The 20,335-nt window shown below is 65.7% G+C and carries 18 protein-coding genes; 8 read left to right on the top strand and 10 right to left on the bottom strand.

The genetic code is table 11. The features are described from left to right. Positions 1-8: 8 nt before the first annotated feature. Positions 9-719, bottom strand: a complete 711-nt coding sequence (locus ACFW6D_RS20900; RefSeq protein WP_379330540.1) for a sterol desaturase family protein — start codon at positions 717-719, stop codon at positions 9-11. 87 nt (positions 720-806) lie between these two features. Continuing rightward, positions 807-1,550 (bottom strand): FadR/GntR family transcriptional regulator, encoded by a 744-nt coding sequence (locus tag ACFW6D_RS20895; protein ID WP_379330478.1) that lies wholly within the window; start codon positions 1,548-1,550, stop codon positions 807-809. Between the two features lie 102 nt (positions 1,551-1,652). On the opposite strand from ACFW6D_RS20895, the gene ACFW6D_RS20890 reads away from it, so the two are divergent. Together ACFW6D_RS20890 and ACFW6D_RS20885 are read left to right on the top strand one after the other, a co-directional pair. After that, on the top strand, positions 1,653-2,690 hold the full coding sequence (locus tag ACFW6D_RS20890; protein WP_379330476.1) for a type IV toxin-antitoxin system AbiEi family antitoxin: 1,038 nt from the start codon (positions 1,653-1,655) through the stop codon (positions 2,688-2,690). After that, complete coding sequence (locus ACFW6D_RS20885; protein WP_379330474.1) at positions 2,656-3,492, top strand: hypothetical protein; 837 nt, start codon at positions 2,656-2,658, stop codon at positions 3,490-3,492. Before ACFW6D_RS20890 ends, ACFW6D_RS20885 begins: the two co-directional genes overlap by 35 nt. A 21-nt stretch (positions 3,493-3,513) precedes the next feature. Here the strand turns inward: ACFW6D_RS20885 and ACFW6D_RS20880 are convergent, their stop codons facing one another. Genes ACFW6D_RS20880 through ACFW6D_RS20855 form a run of 6 tightly spaced genes read right to left on the bottom strand, consistent with a single transcriptional unit; the run spans position 3,514 to position 11,342 of the window. Then, positions 3,514-4,155, bottom strand: coding sequence for a hypothetical protein (locus ACFW6D_RS20880; RefSeq protein WP_379330472.1), 642 nt, complete (start codon positions 4,153-4,155; stop codon positions 3,514-3,516). An 18-nt stretch (positions 4,156-4,173) separates the two neighbouring features. Continuing rightward, a complete protein-coding gene (locus tag ACFW6D_RS20875) occupies positions 4,174-5,862 on the bottom strand; it encodes an ABC transporter family substrate-binding protein (protein ID WP_379330470.1) in 1,689 nt (562 codons plus the stop codon). Further along, the gene (locus ACFW6D_RS20870; protein ID WP_379330468.1) at positions 5,859-7,553 is read right to left on the bottom strand and encodes an ABC transporter family substrate-binding protein; all 1,695 of its coding nucleotides are present in this window, start codon (positions 7,551-7,553) and stop codon (positions 5,859-5,861) included. Before ACFW6D_RS20870 ends, ACFW6D_RS20875 begins: the two co-directional genes overlap by 4 nt. Before the next feature lie 11 nt (positions 7,554-7,564). Next, complete coding sequence (locus ACFW6D_RS20865; protein ID WP_379330466.1) at positions 7,565-9,403, bottom strand: dipeptide ABC transporter ATP-binding protein; 1,839 nt, start codon at positions 9,401-9,403, stop codon at positions 7,565-7,567. Continuing rightward, positions 9,400-10,368, bottom strand: coding sequence for an ABC transporter permease (locus ACFW6D_RS20860; RefSeq protein ID WP_379330464.1), 969 nt, complete (start codon positions 10,366-10,368; stop codon positions 9,400-9,402). Before ACFW6D_RS20860 ends, ACFW6D_RS20865 begins: the two co-directional genes overlap by 4 nt. After that, positions 10,365-11,342 (bottom strand): ABC transporter permease, encoded by a 978-nt coding sequence (locus ACFW6D_RS20855; RefSeq protein WP_379330462.1) that lies wholly within the window; start codon positions 11,340-11,342, stop codon positions 10,365-10,367. The genes ACFW6D_RS20860 and ACFW6D_RS20855 overlap by 4 nt, the downstream gene beginning before the upstream one ends. Before the next feature lie 86 nt (positions 11,343-11,428). On the opposite strand from ACFW6D_RS20855, the gene ACFW6D_RS20850 reads away from it, so the two are divergent. Further along, a complete protein-coding gene (locus tag ACFW6D_RS20850) occupies positions 11,429-12,256 on the top strand; it encodes an HAD family hydrolase (protein WP_379330461.1) in 828 nt (275 codons plus the stop codon). A 65-nt stretch (positions 12,257-12,321) separates the two neighbouring features. On the opposite strand, the gene ACFW6D_RS20845 is transcribed toward ACFW6D_RS20850, so the two are convergent. Beyond that, positions 12,322-14,892: an N-acetylmuramoyl-L-alanine amidase gene (locus ACFW6D_RS20845; protein ID WP_379330459.1), complete on the bottom strand. Its 2,571-nt coding sequence runs from the start codon at positions 14,890-14,892 to the stop codon at positions 12,322-12,324. 345 nt (positions 14,893-15,237) lie between these two features. Between ACFW6D_RS20845 and ACFW6D_RS20840 the strand changes: the two genes are divergently transcribed. Then, positions 15,238-16,716, top strand: coding sequence for a SpoIID/LytB domain-containing protein (locus tag ACFW6D_RS20840; protein ID WP_379330457.1), 1,479 nt, complete (start codon positions 15,238-15,240; stop codon positions 16,714-16,716). Positions 16,717-16,802: 86 nt separating this feature from the next. On the opposite strand, the gene ACFW6D_RS20835 is transcribed toward ACFW6D_RS20840, so the two are convergent. Then, the gene (locus ACFW6D_RS20835; protein ID WP_379330455.1) at positions 16,803-17,339 is read right to left on the bottom strand and encodes a MarR family winged helix-turn-helix transcriptional regulator; all 537 of its coding nucleotides are present in this window, start codon (positions 17,337-17,339) and stop codon (positions 16,803-16,805) included. 67 nt (positions 17,340-17,406) lie between these two features. Between ACFW6D_RS20835 and ACFW6D_RS20830 the strand changes: the two genes are divergently transcribed. The 4 genes from ACFW6D_RS20830 to ACFW6D_RS20815 all read left to right on the top strand — a co-directional run bounded on the left by ACFW6D_RS20830 (position 17,407) and on the right by ACFW6D_RS20815 (position 20,329). Further along, complete coding sequence (locus ACFW6D_RS20830; protein ID WP_379330453.1) at positions 17,407-18,336, top strand: EamA family transporter; 930 nt, start codon at positions 17,407-17,409, stop codon at positions 18,334-18,336. 56 nt (positions 18,337-18,392) lie between these two features. Beyond that, complete coding sequence (locus ACFW6D_RS20825; RefSeq protein WP_379330451.1) at positions 18,393-19,151, top strand: MerR family transcriptional regulator; 759 nt, start codon at positions 18,393-18,395, stop codon at positions 19,149-19,151. 341 nt (positions 19,152-19,492) lie between these two features. After that, entirely contained in the window at positions 19,493-19,888 is a 396-nt protein-coding gene (locus ACFW6D_RS20820) for a hypothetical protein (RefSeq protein WP_379330449.1), read from the top strand. A 30-nt stretch (positions 19,889-19,918) separates the two neighbouring features. After that, positions 19,919-20,329 carry a hypothetical protein gene (locus ACFW6D_RS20815; protein ID WP_379330447.1) on the top strand — a complete coding sequence of 137 codons (411 nt, stop codon included), beginning with the start codon at positions 19,919-19,921 and terminating at the stop codon, positions 20,327-20,329. The last annotated feature ends 6 nt before the right edge of the window (positions 20,330-20,335 follow it).

The raw sequence follows: 20,335 nt of genomic DNA, 5'->3' as shown, positions 1-20,335 counted from the left end.
CAGGTTGGCTAACTCGCGTGCAGATGGCGGGCGGTCGGGGAGGTGGCGACCGTGGCCGGGTCGGGGGCGGTGCCGAGCAGGCGGTCGGCGGTGTTCGTGGTGGTCACGGTGAACCAGTAGTGCTCGTTCTTGTAGTGGTGGTGGCGGTGGTTGCGCCAAATCGACCGGTAGAGAGCATGTTTCGGCTTGTAGTCGGTGTGGATGAGGTAGTGGGTCCACTCGTAGAGCAGGCCGAGGGTGGTGATGGTCAGGAGGAAGGTGAGGCCGAGGCCGGTGCGCGAGAAGGCGAGCAGGGCGATCGCGACCAGGGCGATGATCGTGAGCAGCAGCGACTTCGGGGGGATGAAGATCAGCGGGATCTCGCGGGGGTCGACGTGGTGCTCGCGGTGTTTACGGGCCAGTTCGCTGTCGATGGTCACCGGGCCGAGCTGCCTTGGGCGCCAATGTAAGACGGTGACGTGAATGATCCATTCGATGATCGGGAAAGCGGCGAGAATCATCAGGGGGACCAGGGCGTCGGTGAGCTGCCAGCCGCCGATTGTGAGACGGGCCGCCAGTGTGGCAACGAATACCGTGGCGATCATCCACGGGGACGGGTGACGCAGGAATTCTTGTGCCGCTGCGCGCAGTGTCAGGCTGCGGCGGATCGCACGGGCGGCACGGGTTCTGGTCGGCTCAGCTGGGCGCGCGATCTTGTTCTGCGCCGAGTCGCTATCCATTGGGTCGGCGGGGCTGTGTTCGCCGGCGTCGTTGTCGTGCGACGGCGTTGTCGGACGGTCTTTCATCATGGTGTTTCCTCGGGTGGATCACGCCCCGTCGAGGGCATGGATGAGGGCGGTGGTCGCCGGCTCGAGCAGTGCTCGGGCGGTATCGGCGGCCCGTTCCGGCTCGCCCGCGGCGATCGCGGCGGCCAGGTCTCGATAGGCGCCCACATTGCCCACCTCGGCGGACATGATCGGCGCCAGCGCGGCCAAAGCGGGTTCGTAGGCGGCGCGCAGCATGGAATACATCAGCCGGAAGGCGATCGAGTCGGCGAGATCGAGGATGTGGTCCCAGAATTCGAGCGCGATCACTTGCTGGGCAAACGGATCCGCCTCGGCGGCAAGCGATTCGACCGATTCGCGCAGCCGCGCCACTTCGCCCTCGAATCCGGGGTCGGCCTGGCTGGTGGCCGCCTTCCCCACCCGTGCGGCGGCGAGCTCAGCGATCTTGGGCCCGTTGTGCAGTCGCGCCTCGAGAATGCTGCGCGCGACGCCGGGGTCGATCGAATCTCCCCGAAGCAACAGTCGCGGAAGCACTTCCAGCCCCGCACTCCGCCGATAATCGAGCACCGTCGTCGCCTCCCCCTGCCGAACGGCAACCAGCCCCGCCGCGGCCAACCGCTGCAAAGCCTCCCGCACCGCAGGCCGCGAAACCCCCAACGCCTCCGCCAACTGCCGCTCACTAGGCAACGTGCTCCCCGCCACCAACTCCCCACCCAGCACCTCGGCGGCGATCTGCTCGAACACATCACCGGAAACCGACCGCTTCACCACGGGAGTCCACGCCATACCCCGATACTGCGCCCTCAGCGGTAAGAGGTCAAGTGGTCAGACCAGATATGGCTGCTATTCGGGCTTGCGTACCGTGAGTCGAACGTTCATTATTGACCCATGTTCACCTTGAATGAACGACAAGGAATGATGAACATCCTTGACGCGGCGAGACACCATCTCGATGGCCGTGGAGTGTCCTTCGAGACGTTGGAAACGACCGAGCGGGCTGGCGCCGGTTCGGATCTGATCGCACGACTGGATGCGGGCTCTCGCGGTAATCGAACATATGCCGTTGAAATCCGAAGTCGAATCACCAGTTCAGGCGCTCGTGCGCTGCGGTCGACCGAATTACCCCTGCTCTTGGTAGCACCGCATATTTCGCGCGAGGCGGCAGAAGCTCTACAGCGCCACGAGATCGACTTCGTAGACACAGTCGGCAACATGACTCTCACTTGGCCGTCACTGTATGTATCCGTCGTGGGCAATTCAGCGCGCTCCACCGCGAGACCAGCGTCTGCTCGCGCTCCTCGGGCGTTCAGTCCCGCCGGTGCGAAGGTGCTGTTCACGCTGCTCAGCTGGAGCGATGCGATCAACACCCCTTTGCGGTCCATTGCCGAACGTAGTGGGGTGTCACTCGGCACCACGCAGATCGTCATGAGCGAGCTGGAACGTAGTGGCTACGTTGTGACAGTCGGCGGACGACGGCAGCTTCTGAATGGGCGCGAGCTGCTGGACCGCTGGACAGAGTCCTTTTCCACTGCTGTGGTGCCACGGATCAGCCTGGCGGATTTCGCCGACAACTCCAATGCCTGGTGGTTGGAAGCGCGGGCCGCCCTTGTCGGAGAGAGAGCGCAACTAGGCGGTGAAGCGGCGGGTTCAAAACTGGATACCGAGCTTCGCTCTTCGACAGGCATCCTCTATGTGGACGCCCTGCCTCGAGCACTGGCCGCCCAGCGCCGGTGGCGCCGAGTCGATGGCGAACCGAATGTGATTATTCGACAGCGGTTTTGGACCCCAACTGAACCGCTCGAGCCGCTGGTGCCAAGCACTTTGATCTATGCCGACATGTGGACATCGGGCGATGCTCGCCAACGCGCTCATGCTGAAAGGATCAGAAGCGGTGACCCTCGACTTGTCGAAATCGACAGATCCTGAGATCAATGTCGCCGCAACAGTCCTTCGAGAATTGGACGCGGTCGCGAGCCGGACCGGAGTCGAGTTCCTCGTTGTCGGCGCAACAGCCCGGAATATGCGGGCGCACAGCATTACCGGTGTGACTCCCGAACGGGCAACTCACGATGTGGATATCGCCGTCGGCGTAGCCAACTGGGAAGAAGTGTGGCAGCTCGGGTCGATGTTCGGCGATCGAGGTCGGCTTTCGCACCGGATCACGATCGCTGGCATACCGGTCGACATCATCCCCTGCGGTGCGATCGAACGCGCCGACCGGACTGTGGCTTGGCCGGGCGACTTCACGATGAACACGCTGGGATTTCGCGAAGCGTTCGGGTCTGCCGAGACGGTATTGCTCCCTGGCCGACTGATGGTTCGGATTCCCTCCATCGCCGCCCAAGTGCTGCTAAAACTGGTCGCCTGGCACGATCGGCATTGGACCAGCACGAAGGACGCGGTCGACCTGCGGACGATGCTCGAATGGAGTGACGCGCCGCAACTCCTCGAGGAGCTGTACGAGAGCCATTTCGACCTGGTCGAGATGTATGACTACGACACTGCACCGGCAGGCGCCCACAAGATCGGCAATGCCATCGCGGTCCTCCTCGATCTACCTGAGCTCCACCAGATCAGGATGCTGATTCAGGATCCTCAACTACAGGTCCGGCTGGCCGGCGACATGCGTGGCGTCTTCGATCGGTCACACCAGCGGCTCATCGCGTTGATCAGGGGTTTGGGCGAGCACGAACAGCGGTTCGCGGATTCATGTTCACCGCAGGAATAGACACGCGATCGAATTGAGAGTTCAGCTGGGGTCGGAGCCCCGGATGGCGGAAAGCCAGGTGAAAGTGGCCGCGGCGACCGTGGTGGTGGCGACGAACGCGCCGAGACCGCCGTTCATGACATAGACCCAGAGCAGCCCGACCAGCGGTGCACCGACCGCCGACTGAACGTCGAGAATCAGCCGACGCCCGATCCCGTACGCGGGCGGGTCGGTAGGCCGGGACGGATTATCGATGAGTTTGCCCGCGGGCTCGGAAGTCCGAACCCGGCCCGAAGGGTAAAAGCGAGCCTCACCATCGAGAATGGCTCGACCGGTCAATTCCAGCTCGCTGGGGATGAATGTGGACAAATCCGGATCATAGAAAACCGGCTGCCAGACCATCCGATCACCACTACTGATCTCCAGCCACGACCGACTGACCAGCCGATACTGCTGCCGAACCCGCCGACCACGCACCGTGCCGGTCGCGACCAGCCCGGTCGGAAAAACGCCGAAGGCGAGGCCGAGCTGATACGCGGTGTAGGCGAGGACGGCAAGAGCGACCACAGCGAGCGCACTCAGCTGATCGATATCCGCGAACGGCACCCACGCGGCGATAACCGCGAGGGTGCCGCTGGTGACGAGCAGCGGATAGGTGAGCGCGCCCGCCGGACCGGAACTCACTTCAGACGACTCCCGTGCTCACTTCAGGAAGCCGATCTTCGTGTAATCGGCCGAGGCGAGGCCGAAAGCACCGAAATTCGCCAGGTTGGCTCGAACCGCAACAGCACCGGCCGACTGCACGAGCGGCAGCGAGAACCCTTCTTCGAAGATCATGCGGTCGGCCTTGTTGGCCAATTCGATCGCCTTCTGGGGATCGAGCTCCGCGATGGTTTCCTTGATGAGCGCGTTGAGCTCCGGCGAACCGATGCGGCCGTAGTTGCTCAGTTTGTTCGCAGGATCGTAGGCGTAGATCTGTGGCAGCGCACCGAGTGGGAAAATGCTCTTCAACCAGGCGAATTGGGCGATATCGAAGTTACCGGGGTCGATGACGTCAGTGAAGAACGCTGTACCCGGGTAGGTCTCGATGACCAACTGCACGCCGATCTCAGCCAGGTTCTGCTGCGTGATCGTGGCGACCTGAACCTGCACATCGTTCTGGGCCATCACATCGCGGATCACCAGTTTACGGCCGTCCTTTTCGCGGACATCGCCGTTGAGTTTCCAGCCCAGTTCGTCGAGCATGCGGGCTGCCTCGGCCGGGTCGAAGGACACCGATTCTGCGTTGTCCTGGAAGCCCGTCTGGCCCACCAGATACAGGTGATTGTTCAGCGGCTTCGGATCGGTGACCAACCCGTTCTGAATGGCGGTGGCGATAGCCTGTCGATTGATGCCCTTGGAGATCGCGATGCGCAGTTTCGGATCCGAGAGCAGGGCGCCGGGTGCGCCGTTGAAGGTCGTGTGCATGAACCGGTTCGCCGGGGCCCGGCGAACCGCGATGCCGGGTGTATTCGTCGCGGTCTTGATCTCATCGATGGTGCTCAACGGGTCGACCGCATCGAGTTCGTTGTTCTGCAACGCGCTGAGCTGGGCGGCGGCATCGAGGATGCTGTAGGTGACAGTGGTGAGTTTGGGTGTGTCGCCCCACCATTTCGGGTTGCGGCTCAGCACGATCCGTTGCTGGGCGCGGTCGACCGAGGTGATCATGAACGGCCCCGACGACAGCGGCATGTCGTTGCGATAGAAATCGTCGAAGGCTTGCGGTGTGGCAGTGCTCTGCTGGGGATACAGGGGATTGAACAGGCCCTTCCACTCCGCGTAATGCTCGGCGAAGGTCACGATCGCCTGCCTGTCGTCGACGCCGCGCTCGACCTTCTCGACGCTGCTGTACGCCTGGGTCGCCGAGACCTTGAAACCTGGGTCACGTCCGCTCAGCGCGTTGACTTGGGAACGCAGGTCGTTCCAGGTGATCGGGGAACCGTCCGACCACACCGCTTTCGGATTGATCGTGTATTCGATCGTTTGCGGGTTGGTGCCGGTGAGTTCCACGGAGGTGAAGTAGGTGGTGTCGGTGGTGAGATTTCCGGCGGCGTCGGCAGTGATGGTTCCCGGAATCGTCCAACCGATCACCTCGCTCACGTAGCCGTCCGAATCGACATGGCTGCTGTTGAATGTCGCCGGGAATCCGGGAATGGCCAACCGGAGATTGCCGCCCTCCTGCATGGCGTCACGGTCCTGCGGATTGATGTCGTTGATCGTGCCGATCGAGCTCGATCCCGATTCCACGTCGGTATCGGACCCACAGGCACCGAGTACCAGCGTCAGAGCGAGGACGGGGGCCGCGATCCGGAAACCCGCTCGGCGCAGGCGCCTCGCATCAGTAGTGGTCATTTCGTGAATCCGATCTTCGTGTAGTCGTACGTTGCCAAACCAGGGGAGCCGATATTGGCGAGGGTGGTGCGGGCGCCGACGCTGCCGTCGGACTGCATCAGGGGCAGGGAATGGCCTTCTTCGAATACCTTGCGGTCGACCTGGTTCGCGAGGTCGATGGACTTCTGCGGGTCCAGTTCGGTGAGGGTTAGTTCGATGAGGGCGTTGAGTTCGGGGGACCCGATGCGGCCGTAGTTGGATTGAAGGTCGGTGGGGTCGTAATAGTAGATCTGGCGGATGCTGCTCAGCGGGAACGGGTCGCCCTGGTAGATGTACTGGGCGGCGTCGAAATCGCCTGGCTGGATGACATCGGTGAAAAGGCCGGCGGCGGGCTTGGTGTCGATCGTCAGGCGCACGCCGATGGCGGCCAGATTCTGCTGGATGATCTGGGCTATCTGGACCCAGGTGGGGTCGTTGTACATGACGTCGCGGATGACGAGTTCGCGGCCGTCCTTCGCGCGGACTTCGCCGTTGAGCTTCCACCCCAGCACATCGAGTTCACTGGCAGCGGCAGCGGGATCGAAGCCGAAACTGTTGTCCTGGTAGCCCTTTTGGCCCTGCACGAAAACGTGATTGTTCAGCGGCTTCGGATTCTCGACCAGTCCGTTCTGAACGGCGTTCACGATCCCTTGGCGGTCGATGGCCTTCGAAATCGCCACGCGCACACCGGCATCCTCGAGAATCGATCCGGGCGCACCGTTGAAAGTGAGATGGCGCCAGCGATTACCCGGTGCCCGGCGCACCACCAGGCCTTCTGTTCCGCGAACGGTTGTCACGTCGTCGATGGTGGTGAGACGGACCAGATCGATCTCGTTGTTCTGGAGTGCCTGCACCCACGACGAATGGTCGAGCACGCTGTAGGTGATGGTGTCGAGAACCGGCTTGTCGCCCCACCATTTCGGGTTGCGGGCCAAGGTGATTCGCCCCTGGCCGCGGTCGGTCGCGCCCACGACGAACGGTCCCGCGGTGAGGGTGATCGCGTCGGCGAGGCCGGTATTGAAAGCTTCGGGCGTGCTGGTCACCGACTTCGGGTAGAGCGCGGTGTTGCCCGAGAACTGGCCCCGCCAATCGGCGTAGGGCTTGCTGAAGGTGAGCACGGCCTGCCGGTCGTCTACACCGCGCTCCACCTTGTCGACGAACTCGAAGCCGTTGGTGATCGCGATCAGGTAGCTCTTGTCCCGGCCGCTCAGCGCGTGCGCTTGGGACGCCATGTCCTCCCAGGTGATCGGTGAACCATCCGACCACACCGCCTTCGGATTGATCGAGTACGTCACCACCATCGGATCAGTACTGGTCAAAGTGATATCGGTGAAGAAGTCGGTATCGATGCTGAGCTCGCCCGCCGCGTCGACCTCATACGAGCGCGGCAGCATCGCGCGCACGATCTCGCCGATCTCGCCGTTGTTGCCGTCGTTGGACAGGATGTTCCAGTTGGCCGGGTAGTCGGTGGTGGCCAGGCGCAGGTTGCCGCCCTCGCGCAGGGCGTCGGTCGGCGCGGGATTGATGTCGCTGGTCGAGCCGATCTCATCGCTCAACCCGGCCGCCGACTCGTTGCCGCCCCCACAGCCCGCCACGATCATCCCGGCCGCCACTACTACGGCGGCACAGCGCAATCGGGCGGTGCGGCCTGCAGGTATTCGACGGTTTCGCATGGGGGCTCCGATCAGACGACGGGTTCCGGTACGGCCGCGATGAGCGAGCGTGTGTATTCGTGCTGAGGATCGGCGAAAATCTGCTCGGCCGGGCCGGATTCGACGATCTTGCCCTGCAACATCACCGCGATGTCATGGGCGAGGTTGCGCACCACAGACAGGTCGTGGGAGACGAACAGGTACGAAAGACCGTGCGAGGCTTGAAGATCGCGCAGCAGGTTGAGCACGCCTGCCTGGATCGACACGTCCAACGACGAGACGGGTTCGTCGAGCACCAGCAGTTGCGGGTCGAGGGCCAGCGCGCGGGCGATGCTGATGCGCTGTTTCTGCCCACCGGAGAAGTCGGCCGGGTAGCGATCGGCATGCTCGGGACGTAATCCCACCTGCAGCAACAACTCTGGCACCCGTCGGTTGACCTCTTCGCGGGACCGGCCGTCGATGCGCAGCGGCTCGGCGAGGACATCGAAGATCGGCAGCCGCGGGTCCAGCGATGCGCTGGGATCCTGGAAGACGATCTGCATCTTGCGCCGGATCTCGCGGGTGCGCGGCTTGGTGAGGGTGGCGACGTCGTTGCCGAGTACCTCGATGCTGCCCGACTGCGGGCGGACCAGGTCCATGATCTGCGACAGGGTCGTCGACTTGCCCGAACCGGATTCGCCGACCAGCGCCAGGGTGCGGCCGGCGCGTACCGAGAAACTGATGCCGTCGACCGCGCGGACCTCGCCGGTGCGACGGCGCAGCAGCACGCCGGAGGTGAGCGGGAAGGTCTTCACCAGGTCGGTGACCCGCAGAACCACCTCGTCGTCGGTGTGATCGGGATGTGCCGGGGCGGGGATCTCCTCGCGGTAGGCCTCGAACAGTCGCTGTGTGCCGACCTCGGCCGTGCGTATGCAGGCCACCGAATGACCGGGGCTCACCTTTTCCAGCGGGGGTTCGGCGGCGGTGCAGTCGCCGATCGCGACCGGGCAGCGCGGGGCGAACGAACAGCCGGGGGGCAGGGCGTGCATGGCCGGTGGGGCCCCGAGAATCGGGATCAGCGGGGTGCGGGGCGGGCCGTCCATACGCGGGATGGAACCCAGGAGGCCGACTGTGTAAGGCATGCGAGGTGCTGCGAAAAGCTCTGCGACAGGAGCTGTTTCGACAACCTTGCCCGCGTACATCACCGCGACGCGGTCGGCGACGGTTGCCGCGATGCCCATGTCGTGGGTGATCATGATGACGCCCGCACCGGTGATGTCTCTGGCCTTGCGCAGCAGCGCCAGGATCTGCGCCTGCACGGTCACGTCGAGCGCGGTGGTCGGTTCGTCGCAGATGATCAGGGCGGGATCGTTGGCGATGGCCATGGCGATCACCACGCGCTGGCGCATGCCGCCGGAGAACTCGTGTGGAAACGCCCTCGACCGGGCGCGCGCATCGGCGATACCGACGAGCTCGAGCAGCTCGATCGCGCGTTCCCCGGCTTGCTTGCGGCTCATCTTGCCGTGGGCGAGAAGCGCTTCCGCGATCTGATCGCCGACCCGGTACACCGGGGTCAGTGCCGACAGCGGGTCCTGGAAGACCATGCTGATCGACGAACCGCGCAGCTTCGACATCTGCTTGTCACCGAGCCCGAGCAATTCGCGCCCACGCAGGCGCACCGAACCCTGCACCCGTGCCTGTTCGGGCAGCAGGCCGATCACCGCGAGCGAGGACACCGACTTGCCCGAACCCGACTCGCCGACAATCGCGAGCACCTCGCCGTCGGCGACGGTGTAGTTCACCCCGCGCACGGCCTCGACGCGGCCTTCCTCGCCGGGAAACGAGACCCGCAGGTCGGTGACCTCGAGCAGGGGTGCGGTCGACGCGGTCATCGCTTCTCGGCTTTCTTCAACTCCACCTGCGCCTGGTCCCTGTGCTCGACGACCTTCTTGCGATCCTTGCGCGCACCTCGGGCGCCGGGGTCGAAGGCGTCACGCAGACCGTCACCAACCAGGTTGGCGCACAACACAATCGTGATCAGCAGGCCGCCGGCGAACAGGAACAACCACGGGTAGGTGAGCGCCGATTGCGTGCCGACGGCGATCAGCGACCCCAGCGACACATCCGGTGGCTGCACACCGAAACCCAGGAAACTCAAACCGGTTTCGGCCATGATCGCCGAGCCGACGGCCAGCGTGGTGTCGATGATCAGGATCGAGGCGATGTTGGGGACGATGTGGCTGAGGATCACGGTACGGGTCGGCGCGCCCATATACCGTGCGGCGCGGACGAATTCACGGTCGCGCAGGCTCAGCGTGAGGCCACGGATGATACGTGCGGAGATCATCCAGCCGAACACGCTGAGCAGCACGATCAGGATCACGATCGAACCGGAACCCTTGGTGCGCGGCGCGAACAGCGCGACGATGATGAAGCTCGGAATCACGAGCAACAGGTCGACCAGCCACATGATCGCCCGGTCGGACCAACCGCCGAGCAGCCCCGCCACCGCACCCGCGGTCGCGGCGATGATGCTGGAGAACAGCGCCACGCAGAAGCCGATGATCAGCGACTTCTGGAGTCCGCGCAGGGTCTGGGCGAGGACGTCCTGGCCGATCTTGGTGGTGCCGAACGGGTGCTCGAGGCTGGGCGGTTTCAGCAGCGCCTTGTAGTCCATCTGCTGGTAGTCCCACGGCAGCAGCGGCGGCAGTGCGAAACTGGCCACCAGCAGCAGTAGCAGGATCACCGAGCCGACGACGGCGGGTTTGTTGCGCAGGAAACGACGCCACACGAGCCTGCGGCGCCCGGCCGCGACCACCTCCGGTGCGCCGACGACGATGAGTTCGGTATCGGTCACGAGACACGCACCCTCGGGTCGAGCAGGGCGAGCACGATGTCGGAGAGCAGACCGGAGATCAGCACCACCAGGCCGGCGAACGCGGTCACGGTCACCACCACGTAGAGGTCCTGGGCATTGACCGCGTCGATCAGCCATTCGCCGACACCGTGCCAGCCGAAGATCTTCTCGACGAACGTCGCCCCGGTGATCAGACCGCCGAGACTGTAGGCGAACAGGGTGGCCATCGGGATGAGTGCGGTGCGCAGTCCGTGTTTGTAGAGAGCCCGATTACGGGTGAGGCCTTTGGCTCTCGCCGTTCGGATGAAATCGCTGCCGAGCACGTCGAGCATGGCGTTGCGCTGGTATCGGCTGTAGCCGGCCATCGCGCTGAGCGCGAGCGCCAGGGTCGGCAGCACCAAATGCTGTGCCCGGTCGACCATTTGGTTCCAGAACCCGCTGATCTGGGTCGCCGAGGTTTCGCCGGTGTAGAGGAAGATCTGCGTGCCTGTCATCGTATTGACCTGCAAAGCACCATATTTCAACAAAGTCGCCAGCAAGAAGATCGGCGTCGACAGGATCAGCAGCGACAGCACCGTCGAGAAATAGTCGCTGAACCTGTACTGCCTGATCGCCCCCGCCGCACCGATCAGCACGCCGAGCACCGTGCCGATGATCGAACCGAGAATCAGCAATCGCAGACTCACCGCGACCCGCCTGCCCAGCTCCTCGCTCACCGGCTGCCCGGCGAGGGTGGTCCCGAAATCTCCTTGCGGGATACCGGAAAGCCAGGTGAGATAGCGCTGTGGGATCGGCTCGTTCAGGTGCAGCTGCTCGGCTTTGGCGTCGATCACCGACTGCGGCGGCCGCGGATTGCGCTGCTCGAGGCTCTCGAGCGGGTTGAACGTGAGTGAGGCGAGACTGAACGCCAAGAACGATGCCAGCAGCAGGAGCACAACGTAATTGAGGGTGCGTCGCAACAGGAAGCCGGTCATCAGTCCCCTCTGGATCGGGTAATCAGGCCCTGATCATAGGGACAGTCCGGCGTCCTCGCGTGGCGACGTGCGGCAGGATAGATGGGATGACGCACCTGCACCCGAAACCGCAGCTGGTGGCCAGCGACGTCGACGGCACGCTGATCGACGACTCCGAGAAGGTCTCCGCGCGCACCAAGGCCGCCGTCGGGGCGCTTGTCGCCGACGGCGCCACCTTCGTGCTCGCCACCGGCCGACCGCCCCGCTGGATCGAACCGGTCGTCAGTGAACTCGGGTACGCACCGCTCGCGATCTGCGGAAACGGCGCGGTTGTCTATGACAGCGCCACCGATCGGGTGCTGTCGAGCCACACCCTCGACGTCGAGACTTTGAGCTGGTTGGCCGAGGTCGCCGAGCGCGCGTTACCGGGCTGTGGGTTGGCCACCGAGCGGGTCGGGGCCAGCGCGCACGACGCTGTGACCCAGCAGTTCGTCAGCTCGCCGACCTACGAACACGCCTGGCTCAATCCCGACGACACCGTCGTCTCGCACGCCGAGGTCATCGATTCCCCCGCGATCAAAATGCTCATCCGCCTCAGTTCGGCCCGCAGTTCCGAGATGCGCGCCGTTCTGGCTCCGCTCATCGGTGATCGCGCCGAGATCACCTACTCGACCGAGAGTGGGCTGATCGAATTGGCGGTGCCGAAGGTGACGAAGGCGTCGGGGCTGGCCGAGGTCGCCCGCCGCATCGGCGTCGAGAATTCGGCGATCGTGGCGTTCGGCGACATGCCCAACGATGTGCCGATGTTGGCGATGGCCGGTCACGGCGTCGCGATGGGCAACGCACATCCCGAGGCTCGGGCGGCGGCCGACGAGGTGACGGGCAGCAATATCGACGACGGTGTCGCGATGGTGCTCGAGCGTTGGTGGCGGTAGCCGATTGAAACGGCCGGTGCCCCTCGCTCGGAGGGTGCACCGGCCGTTCTTCGCCGTGACCGGGGTCAGCCGGTCGGGGCGGGTTCGGAGACCGGCGGATCTGCCGGAACCTGTTCGACGGGTGGGGCTTGCGGTTCGGCCGGAGCCGGAACCTGTTCGGCCGGTGCCGGTCCGGCAGGTGGGGCCTGCGGATCGGCGGGAGCCGGAGCCGGTACCGCGAGCTCCAGTGGCGGAGCGGTCGGTGCCTGCCCTGGCTTGGGCTGCCCGTTCATCTCCCGCTTGTAGGTCTCGTCATAGGTCTTCCAGAACGTCGTGACGATCCCTGTGAGCTCGTTGAGCACCAGCGAACCGTGCTGGAAATCCGTGCGCACACCGTTGGGCACCACGTAGGAACTGGCCGTCGGCAACCCGAGCACGCCCGCATCGGCCCCGAGGCTCAGGTACCGGTCGAGGATCGCGCCGACCACCTCGAACACCTCACCGCCCTCGCCCGAATAGACGAAACCGTTGGCGAACTTCGCGTACTGACGCCCCTGCGCACCCGCGATCAGGTCCGACTGCGGCGCGCCGAGCGGACCGTCGACCCCGCCCTTGGCGACCCAGTGCTTGGCGATCGCGTTGTCGCTGGACAGGCCGAGGAACTTGTCGATCATCGCGCCGAGTTCGGCCATATTGCCCTGCGGTGCACGGGCTTGCTGGCTCGGTGGGCGATGCGCGGTCGCGGGCGAGCTGTAAGTGTTGGAATTGCCCGCCGCGATGCCACGGATGCGATCCATCAGCGCGTAGGCGGCGTCGCCGGGGCAGTCGGTGTTGCCGACGTCGCGGTGCGCGAACACCACCGGCAGGTCGACGGCCTCGTCCTGGGCGTAGGGCGTGAACTCGGTGCCCTCGGAGTACATCGTGGTCTCGCCCTGGGGATCGAGCCCGGCGAGCTTGGAGCGCCAGCCGATGAACTTGCCGATCGCGGTGATCGCCTCGTTGCTCGGCTGCTCGGCCTCGTAGTTGCCCATCAGCGCCACACCAACGGTGTTCTCGTTGAAACCACCCGCGTGCGCGCCCTGAACCGCCCGGTCGAGGCCACCGTAGCGGCCCTCGAAGATCTGGCCGTACTGGTCGACCATGGCGTTGTAGCCGACGTCGCACCAGCCGAGCGTTTCGGCGTGATAGGCGTAGATCGCGCGGACGATGCCCGCCGATTCGGAGCGGCTGTAGTCGTTGCGACCGGCGGTGTGGTGCACGGTGATGCCGCCGACGCCGTCGTCGTAGGTGGGTTCCTGGCAGCGGATCGACTCGTCGGCACCCCACTGCGCGCGGGTGATGACCTTCGGTCCGCCACCGGGCAGTGCCGCGGCGACGTCGTTGAGCGCGGCATCGATCGCGGCCCGGCCCGGGTTGATCAACACGGCCTTTAGCGCGGCCTCGGTGAGATGGGCCGGGTCGTGGTCGGGGCCCGCGGCGGGCTTACGGGTGACCAGCATCTGCACCGCGGTGGTCTCGCCGACGTAGATCGGTTCGGTGCCGGTGGGTGCGTCGGAGGGGGTGTGGTCGGTGGCCCTGGTGTCGATCGGATCGGCGTCATACCAGGGGCCCCAATTGCCGTCCTGCTGGCGGGCGCGGAGCTTGGTGGTGGTGTTCGTCAGGTCGCGGGCGGTCAGGGCGACCATGCTGAACGGGGTTTCCTGAGTGAGTTCCTTGACCTGCGCGCCCACCTGGTCGATGACGTCGGCGCCGACCGCACCCGGGGAGAGGGCAGGGGTGTCGGGGGTGGTGCCGGGTTCGAGATTTTCCTGGTCAGCGATGAATTTCGGTGCGGTGGAACGACCTTGGGCGATCGGAGCGCCTGCTGGTGCGGGCGGCTGGGCGGCGGGAGCTGCTTGCGCAGGGACCCCTGGAGCCGCCGGGGCCGGTGCGGCGGGAGCTGCCTGCGCTGGAGCGGCCGGTGCAGGTTCCGCCGGTGCGGGAGCTGCCTGTGCTTGCGCTGGGGCGGCAGCCGCCGGGGCCGGGGCGCTGGGAGCCGCTGGGGCCGGAGCTGCTGGAGCCGGGGCGTCTGCTCCGCCGGGAGCGCCGGGTGCAGGAGCCGCTGGGGCTTGGGCGGGTGCTCCGCCGGGAGCACCGGGTGCGGGAGCTGCCGGTGCGCCCGGAGCTGGGGTTTGGGCGCGGGGAGCGGCCGGGGGCGCGGTGGGGACCGCCGTGCTCGGGACCGGCGGGCGCGCAGGCGGTGCTGCGGCACCTGGTGCAGGCGGAGTCGCGGTGCCAGGTGCGGCCTGCTGGGTCGGGGTCGGCTGCGGTTTCGTCGGAATCTGGGGCAGCGGGATCTCGGTGGGCAGCGCCACGCCCGGGGGGAGCGGCAATCCCGGGGGGATCGGGATCGAGGGCGGCAGCTGCAGCATCCGCAGGTCGGAGAGGTGTAGGTCCGGCAGGTCGAGGCCGGTCAGGTCGCGCAGCGGGACCGTGATGTCGGGAACCGAGGTCAGCGCCACCTCGGCCAGCTGCGCGGGCACGGCCGCGACTTGGGAATCGTTGGCGCTGCGGTAATCGGTCGAGTCGCTGAGGGCGAACGCGCCGATCGGTGCGGCGACAACGAGGGTCGTGACCACCGGGAGCACGTAGGAACGTTTCGGCTTTCGGTATCGCACGTGCGACTCCTATCAGGGTCGAGCAGGTGTTTTCCGGCGGCTGGCGCCGCGTGTTCGCGGCCCAGTCGGCCTCGACCTTGCTTCCCGCCGGGTACTCCTTCGGCGCACCCTGAAGGTCAGTCCAGGTCGAGGCGGGCCGCGAACGGATTCAGTTCGTGCATTCGGTGCATGTGATGCTTGCTTCCTCTAACCTCACGCATCACACTAGTTAACATACGTCACACATCTCAACCTCAACTCGAGACTTATGTGATTGCTCGAATGTAGCCCTCGGATCCCGCTCGGCGACGACGACATGCCGACGCGAGTTCCGCCGGTAGAACCGCGAAACCGTGGGAGCGCAGTATGAGAGCGGACACCAAGATCAACCGCAGAACCGGCCGTGGCATCCGTCGCCGGGCCGTGCCGATGATCCGGACCGTGCCGATGCCGGTGCTGGTCAGCGGCACTGTGCTGGCGTTGACCGGGGCGATCGGGCTGTGGCAGATCCTGCCGGGGCAGATCACGCCGACCGTCGGTGCGGGACACGGTCGCGGCATGAGCCAGGTCGGCGCCTTCGACAACGCCAGGGCCGGTTGGTCGGCCGAGGAGATCCTCGGCCACTACTACCCCGGCGCAGACCTCGGGCAAATCGGCCCGACAACGATCGGTGTCCGGCTCCAAGCGCAAGACGACGCCACCCTCGACACCTTCGCCGCCGCGGGCGCGCAGGTCGCGGGCCGCACGATCGGCCCCGGCGACGCGGCCCACCTCACCCCACTGCCCGACGGCGGCGCGAACGTGGTCGTGACAGCCGGCTGCGACGGAGAAGTCCTGTGGCAGGCCGCCACCGACGATCCGTTCGTCTACCCGCTGGGCCACGGCGCGGGCAGACCCGCCGAGGAACACCTGACCCTCTGCGGCGGCACCGCCTATCGCGGTGCGCTCGGTGTCGCGCTCGAGGGCGAGTCTTTCCGGACCGTCAACGAAGTGGATCTCGACGACTACCTCGCCGGCGTTCTGCCCGCGGAAATGCAGGCCAACTGGGCCGACCAGGGCGCCTTCGAAGCCCTTCGCGCACAGGCGATCGCGGCCCGCTCCTATGCCCTCGCCGAGAACCGCTACGCCTACGCGCAGACCTGCGATACCACCGACTGCCAGGCCTATCCCGGTACGGTGAAAGAGGATTCGCGCTCCACCGAAGCGGTCGCCGCCACCACCGGCACCGTGCTGCTGCGCGACGGACAGATCCTGCGTTCGGAGTACTCGGCCGCTCCCGACGGCGGGCGCCCCGCCGATATCGAGACCTTCGAGGTCGGACCGTCACCGGACGAACTCGTCGAATCCGCCCCTGCCCCACCGATTCCCGCCGTACCGGCCGAGCCGGATCTGACCATCGAGGCACTGGCGGGCGAGTCGGTGATCGACACCGAGTACCGGCGGATCGGCGGCGCCAACAGTGCGGTGGGTGAGCCGATCGGCCCGGAAATGCTGCTGCCGCAACGGGCGGGCACGTACCGGCTGTACACGAACGGCGTCATCGTGGCGACGCAGACGCTCGGCGCCCAGGTGGTCGACTTCTCCACGCTGCTCCAGTTGGTACCCGAGGCGGGTGACCAGTTGCCTTCGACCGCATCGGGTCGACCCCAGCTGAAAACACCGGAAGGCAGTGTGCCTCAAGCGGTATCGCCGGTCGACCCGCAGGCACTGCAGGTCCCCACCGACGCCGAGGTCAGGGGTGAACCGGTCCACGGACCGGTGAATCCGGCCGCGTCGCCTGGCGCGCACCCCGAAAACAGCCAGCCGGACCTCGGCGCGGCGCCCGGCCCGCACGACGGGGAGTGACTGGCGTAATCACCCAAACGCCTCCGAATAATCAGAAAACTGATTAAAACGTCGCGATTTGTACGATTACGCCAGTCCTGCACTGCTCAATCGAGCGTGGTGTCGTTCAGTGCCACCGCCAGGGTGCGCAGTAGGTCGGCGAGTTGCGCGCGGTCGGTGGAGCCCAAGGCGGCGAGCAGGCGCTGCTCGTTCGCCACGTGCAGCGGTAGGAGACGGTCGACGAGTTCGCGGCCCTCGGCGGTGAGCTGGACGAAGATCGAGCGGCGGTCGTCGGGGGAGGGGACGCGCCGGACCAGGTTCTTCGCGGCCAGGCGGTCGATGCGGTTGGTGATGGCGCCGGAGGTGATCATGGCCGCGCGATTGAGCGCACCCGCGGTGAGGCCGACTTCGCCGCCGGAGCGACGCAGGGTGGCCAGCACGTCGAACTCCCAGCGCTCAAGGCCGTGACCTGCGAAGAACTGCTTCAGCTCCTGTTCGAGGACGCGTGATATCCGGTTGATCCGGCCGATGATCGCCATCGGTGAGACGTCGACGTCAGGCCGTGCGGTGTGCCAGTGCTCGGTGATCAGGTCGACCGCGTCGCGCATCTCTTTTCCCTCTCGATTGAAATTCTTAACGTTCATCTACTTGACGAAGAGATACTCCGGCGAGTAGATATTTCAATGTTGAGATTATCAATCAGGAGTGAACATGACGACCGCAACCCGCCCGTCTTACGCGGGCACCCTCGCGCTCACTGCACTCACCCCCATCGTGTGGGGCTCCACCTACGCGGTGACCACCGAACTCCTGCCGCCGGACCGGCCGCTGTTCACCGCGCTGATGCGCGCACTCCCCGCCGGATTGGTGCTGCTCGCGCTGACCAGAGTGCTGCCGCACGGCAAGTGGCTCGGCCGGGCCGCGGTGCTGGGTGTGCTCAATATCGGCGTGTTCTTCCCACTGCTGTTCCTGGCCGCGTATCGGCTGCCGGGTGGGGTCGCCGGGGTGCTCGGTGCGGTCGCGCCGATTTTCGCGCTCGGGTTCGCCGCGGTGCTGCTGGCCGAGGCGCCGTCGAGGCGCAAGGCGATCGCGGGTGTCGTCGGCGTGGTCGGCGTTTCGCTGGTGGTGCTCCGCGGCACCGCCGAACTCGACGTGATCGGGGTGTTCGCCGGGCTCGCCGGTGCGGCGTCGATGGCGGCGGGAACCGTGCTCACCCAGAAATGGGGTCGACCCGAGGGCGTCGGCCCGCTCGCCATGACCGGTTGGCAGCTCACCGTGGGCGGGCTGTTCATCGCGCCGCTCGCCCTGGTGATCGAAGGCGCGCCGCCCGCGCTCGACGGTCAGGCCGTCGGCGGCTACCTGTACCTCGGCATCATCGGCACCGCGCTGGCCTACTGGCTGTGGTTCCGTGGAATCTCGCGCGTACCAGCGACTTCGGTGGTCTTCCTCGCCTTGCTCAGCCCGGTGTCGGCCGCGGTGATCGGCTGGATCACACTGGGTCAGGCGCTGACCGCGCTGCAAATCGTCGGCTTCGGTGTCGCCCTCGCAGGCACCGTGCTCGGTCAGATCCCGTCGCGGGTCGTCGGAACTTCGACCGAGCCGATCGCAGGCGCTCCGGCACGAGTTCCCGCGAACGCTTGACCTTGACGTAGCGTCAACTTGCAGAGTGGAGATACCGACGAGAAAGGGAGCAGGTCATGGTGGGTGAATGGTCCATTCAGGACCTCGCGAAAGCCGCGGGAACCACCAGTCGCACATTGCGCCACTACGGGCAGCTCGGCCTGTTGGAGCCGAGCCGGATCGGGGCCAACGGGTATCGCTACTACGACCAGACCTCCCTTGTTCGACTGCAGCGAATCCTGCTGCTGCGCGAACTCGGCCTCGGACTCCCCGTGATCGCCGAGGTTCTCGCCGGTGAACAGGACACCGCCGGTGCGCTGCGCACCCACCTGGAATTGCTTCGGCAACAACAGGATCGGGTGGCGCGGCAGATCGAATCGGTGTCGACCACGTTGCGCAAGACAGAAAGAGGTGAACCGCTCATGGCCGCAGAGGTTTTCGACGGTTTCGACCACACGCAGTACAAGGAAGAAGTCACCGAGCGCTGGGGTAGGGACGCGTACGAGAGCGGCGACCGCTGGTGGCGTTCGCTGACCGAGGGCGACAAGAAGGCGTTCCTGCAGGCCCAGCGTGATATCGCCGCCGACTTCGGAAAGGCCGCGGCCGCAGGACTTCCCGTCGATGGGGCTGAAGTTCAGGCGATCGTCGCGCGTCACCGGGTGTGGCTCGGCGACGGTACGCAAGGTAAGCCGGTGACCAACGAATACCTGGTCGGTCTCGGCGAGATGTATGTCGCCGATCCGCGCTTCCGGAAGAACTACGACGTGCACGGTGAAGGTACTGCCGAGTACATCCTGGAAGCGTTCCGCGCTTACGCCGCAGCACATCCCGCCTGAAGAGTTGGCGGGCATGCCGCTGGACATCGAGATGACAACCGCGCCCAGGCAGCAATTGTCCGGGCGCGGTTGTCTCGGTCTCCGCCGCGACGCCGTGGGTAAGCTCCGACGCGGAGCGCTATCGCGACTGGACCATTTCGGGGGAGCAAGTGAGTTTTCAGCCAGGGCCACAAGGTTTTCCGCAACCACCGTCTGGGATGCAGGCACAGCCGATGGGCGGCGGGAATCCAAGCCGGGCGCGCCCATCGCATCCGGTGTCCCCGAGCTCGCTGGCCAGCGGGATCGCCGGGGGGTTGGCGCTTGCGACCGGAATCATGAGCGCCCTCGGTGTTGTCACCGGTGTGTACGGGCTGGTCAGTATCTATTCGGATGACTTCTTCGAGCCATACCGATCTGGGATCGTTGCCGATTCCGTATTGCGGCTTGGGCTGTTCGCCGTGTTCGCGGTGCTGCTCGGAATCGGCGGGTTCCTGTTGCTGAAGCGCAAGCAGCTCGGAAAGTGGATGGTTGTCGTGGGCGGTGAGATCGCGCTGGCAGTCGCACTCTGGTGGGCGATCATCGGCGACCGCAGCGACGATGGATTCCTGGCAATGATCGATATGGGGCTTGTCGCGGCGGCCGCGGCGATGCTGGTGGCGGCGTTGGTGCCAGCCACCGACCGCTGGATCCAGACTCCACCGAATGCCCAGCTCGCGCCGTTGAACATCCCGCGTCCGCCGGTTCCGCCGTATAACTGACGGCGACGTCGACAAATAGCGGGGACAGTGGTGGAACAGGTGCGGTCGGAGCGGCCTTCGCGTGCGGTGACCGCGGTGATCGCCGGCTGGCTCGGGGTGCTGGTCGGTGCAGCGGGAATCGTCGTCGGGACGGCGACCTCGGTGCTGCGGGCGGTCGGTCGCGAGCTCGATCTCGATTATGTGGGCGCGGGGATCGTCGGGGGGTTGGGAGTGGTGTATCTGCTGGGGGCGGTGCTGTTGTTGCGGCGGCGGATGCTCGGTAGACGCATGTTGATCACCATGACGGCGGTGATGGCGGGGGCGACTTTGCTGGTCATCGTGCTCAACGGAGCCAGTCACGGGTGGCGGTTCGGGCCGCTGGATGCGTGGTTGGTGCTCAATGTGGTGATCCTCGCGCTCAGTTTGAGTGAGCCGACCCGGCGCTGGACCCTCACCCGGTAGTGGTCG

The sequence above is a fragment of the Nocardia sp. NPDC058705 genome, assembly GCF_042749305.1.
Lineage (GTDB): Bacteria > Actinomycetota > Actinomycetes > Mycobacteriales > Mycobacteriaceae > Nocardia.
The sequence above is the reverse complement of the archived record's forward strand: the minus strand, read 5'-3'. Positions and strand labels throughout refer to the sequence as shown.

Coding starts and splice junctions, on each gene's coding strand:
- ACFW6D_RS20900 (WP_379330540.1), bottom strand. CDS start 719: ATGGATAGCGACTCGGCGCAGAACAAGATCGCGCGCCCAGCTGAGCCG.
- ACFW6D_RS20895 (WP_379330478.1), bottom strand. CDS start 1,550: ATGGCGTGGACTCCCGTGGTGAAGCGGTCGGTTTCCGGTGATGTGTTC.
- ACFW6D_RS20890 (WP_379330476.1), top strand. CDS start 1,653: ATGTTCACCTTGAATGAACGACAAGGAATGATGAACATCCTTGACGCG.
- ACFW6D_RS20875 (WP_379330470.1), bottom strand. CDS start 5,862: ATGACCACTACTGATGCGAGGCGCCTGCGCCGAGCGGGTTTCCGGATC.
- ACFW6D_RS20870 (WP_379330468.1), bottom strand. CDS start 7,553: ATGCGAAACCGTCGAATACCTGCAGGCCGCACCGCCCGATTGCGCTGT.
- ACFW6D_RS20865 (WP_379330466.1), bottom strand. CDS start 9,403: ATGACCGCGTCGACCGCACCCCTGCTCGAGGTCACCGACCTGCGGGTC.
- ACFW6D_RS20855 (WP_379330462.1), bottom strand. CDS start 11,342: ATGACCGGCTTCCTGTTGCGACGCACCCTCAATTACGTTGTGCTCCTG.
- ACFW6D_RS20850 (WP_379330461.1), top strand. CDS start 11,429: ATGACGCACCTGCACCCGAAACCGCAGCTGGTGGCCAGCGACGTCGAC.
- ACFW6D_RS20840 (WP_379330457.1), top strand. CDS start 15,238: ATGAGAGCGGACACCAAGATCAACCGCAGAACCGGCCGTGGCATCCGT.
- ACFW6D_RS20835 (WP_379330455.1), bottom strand. CDS start 17,339: ATGAACGTTAAGAATTTCAATCGAGAGGGAAAAGAGATGCGCGACGCG.
- ACFW6D_RS20830 (WP_379330453.1), top strand. CDS start 17,407: ATGACGACCGCAACCCGCCCGTCTTACGCGGGCACCCTCGCGCTCACT.
- ACFW6D_RS20825 (WP_379330451.1), top strand. CDS start 18,393: ATGGTGGGTGAATGGTCCATTCAGGACCTCGCGAAAGCCGCGGGAACC.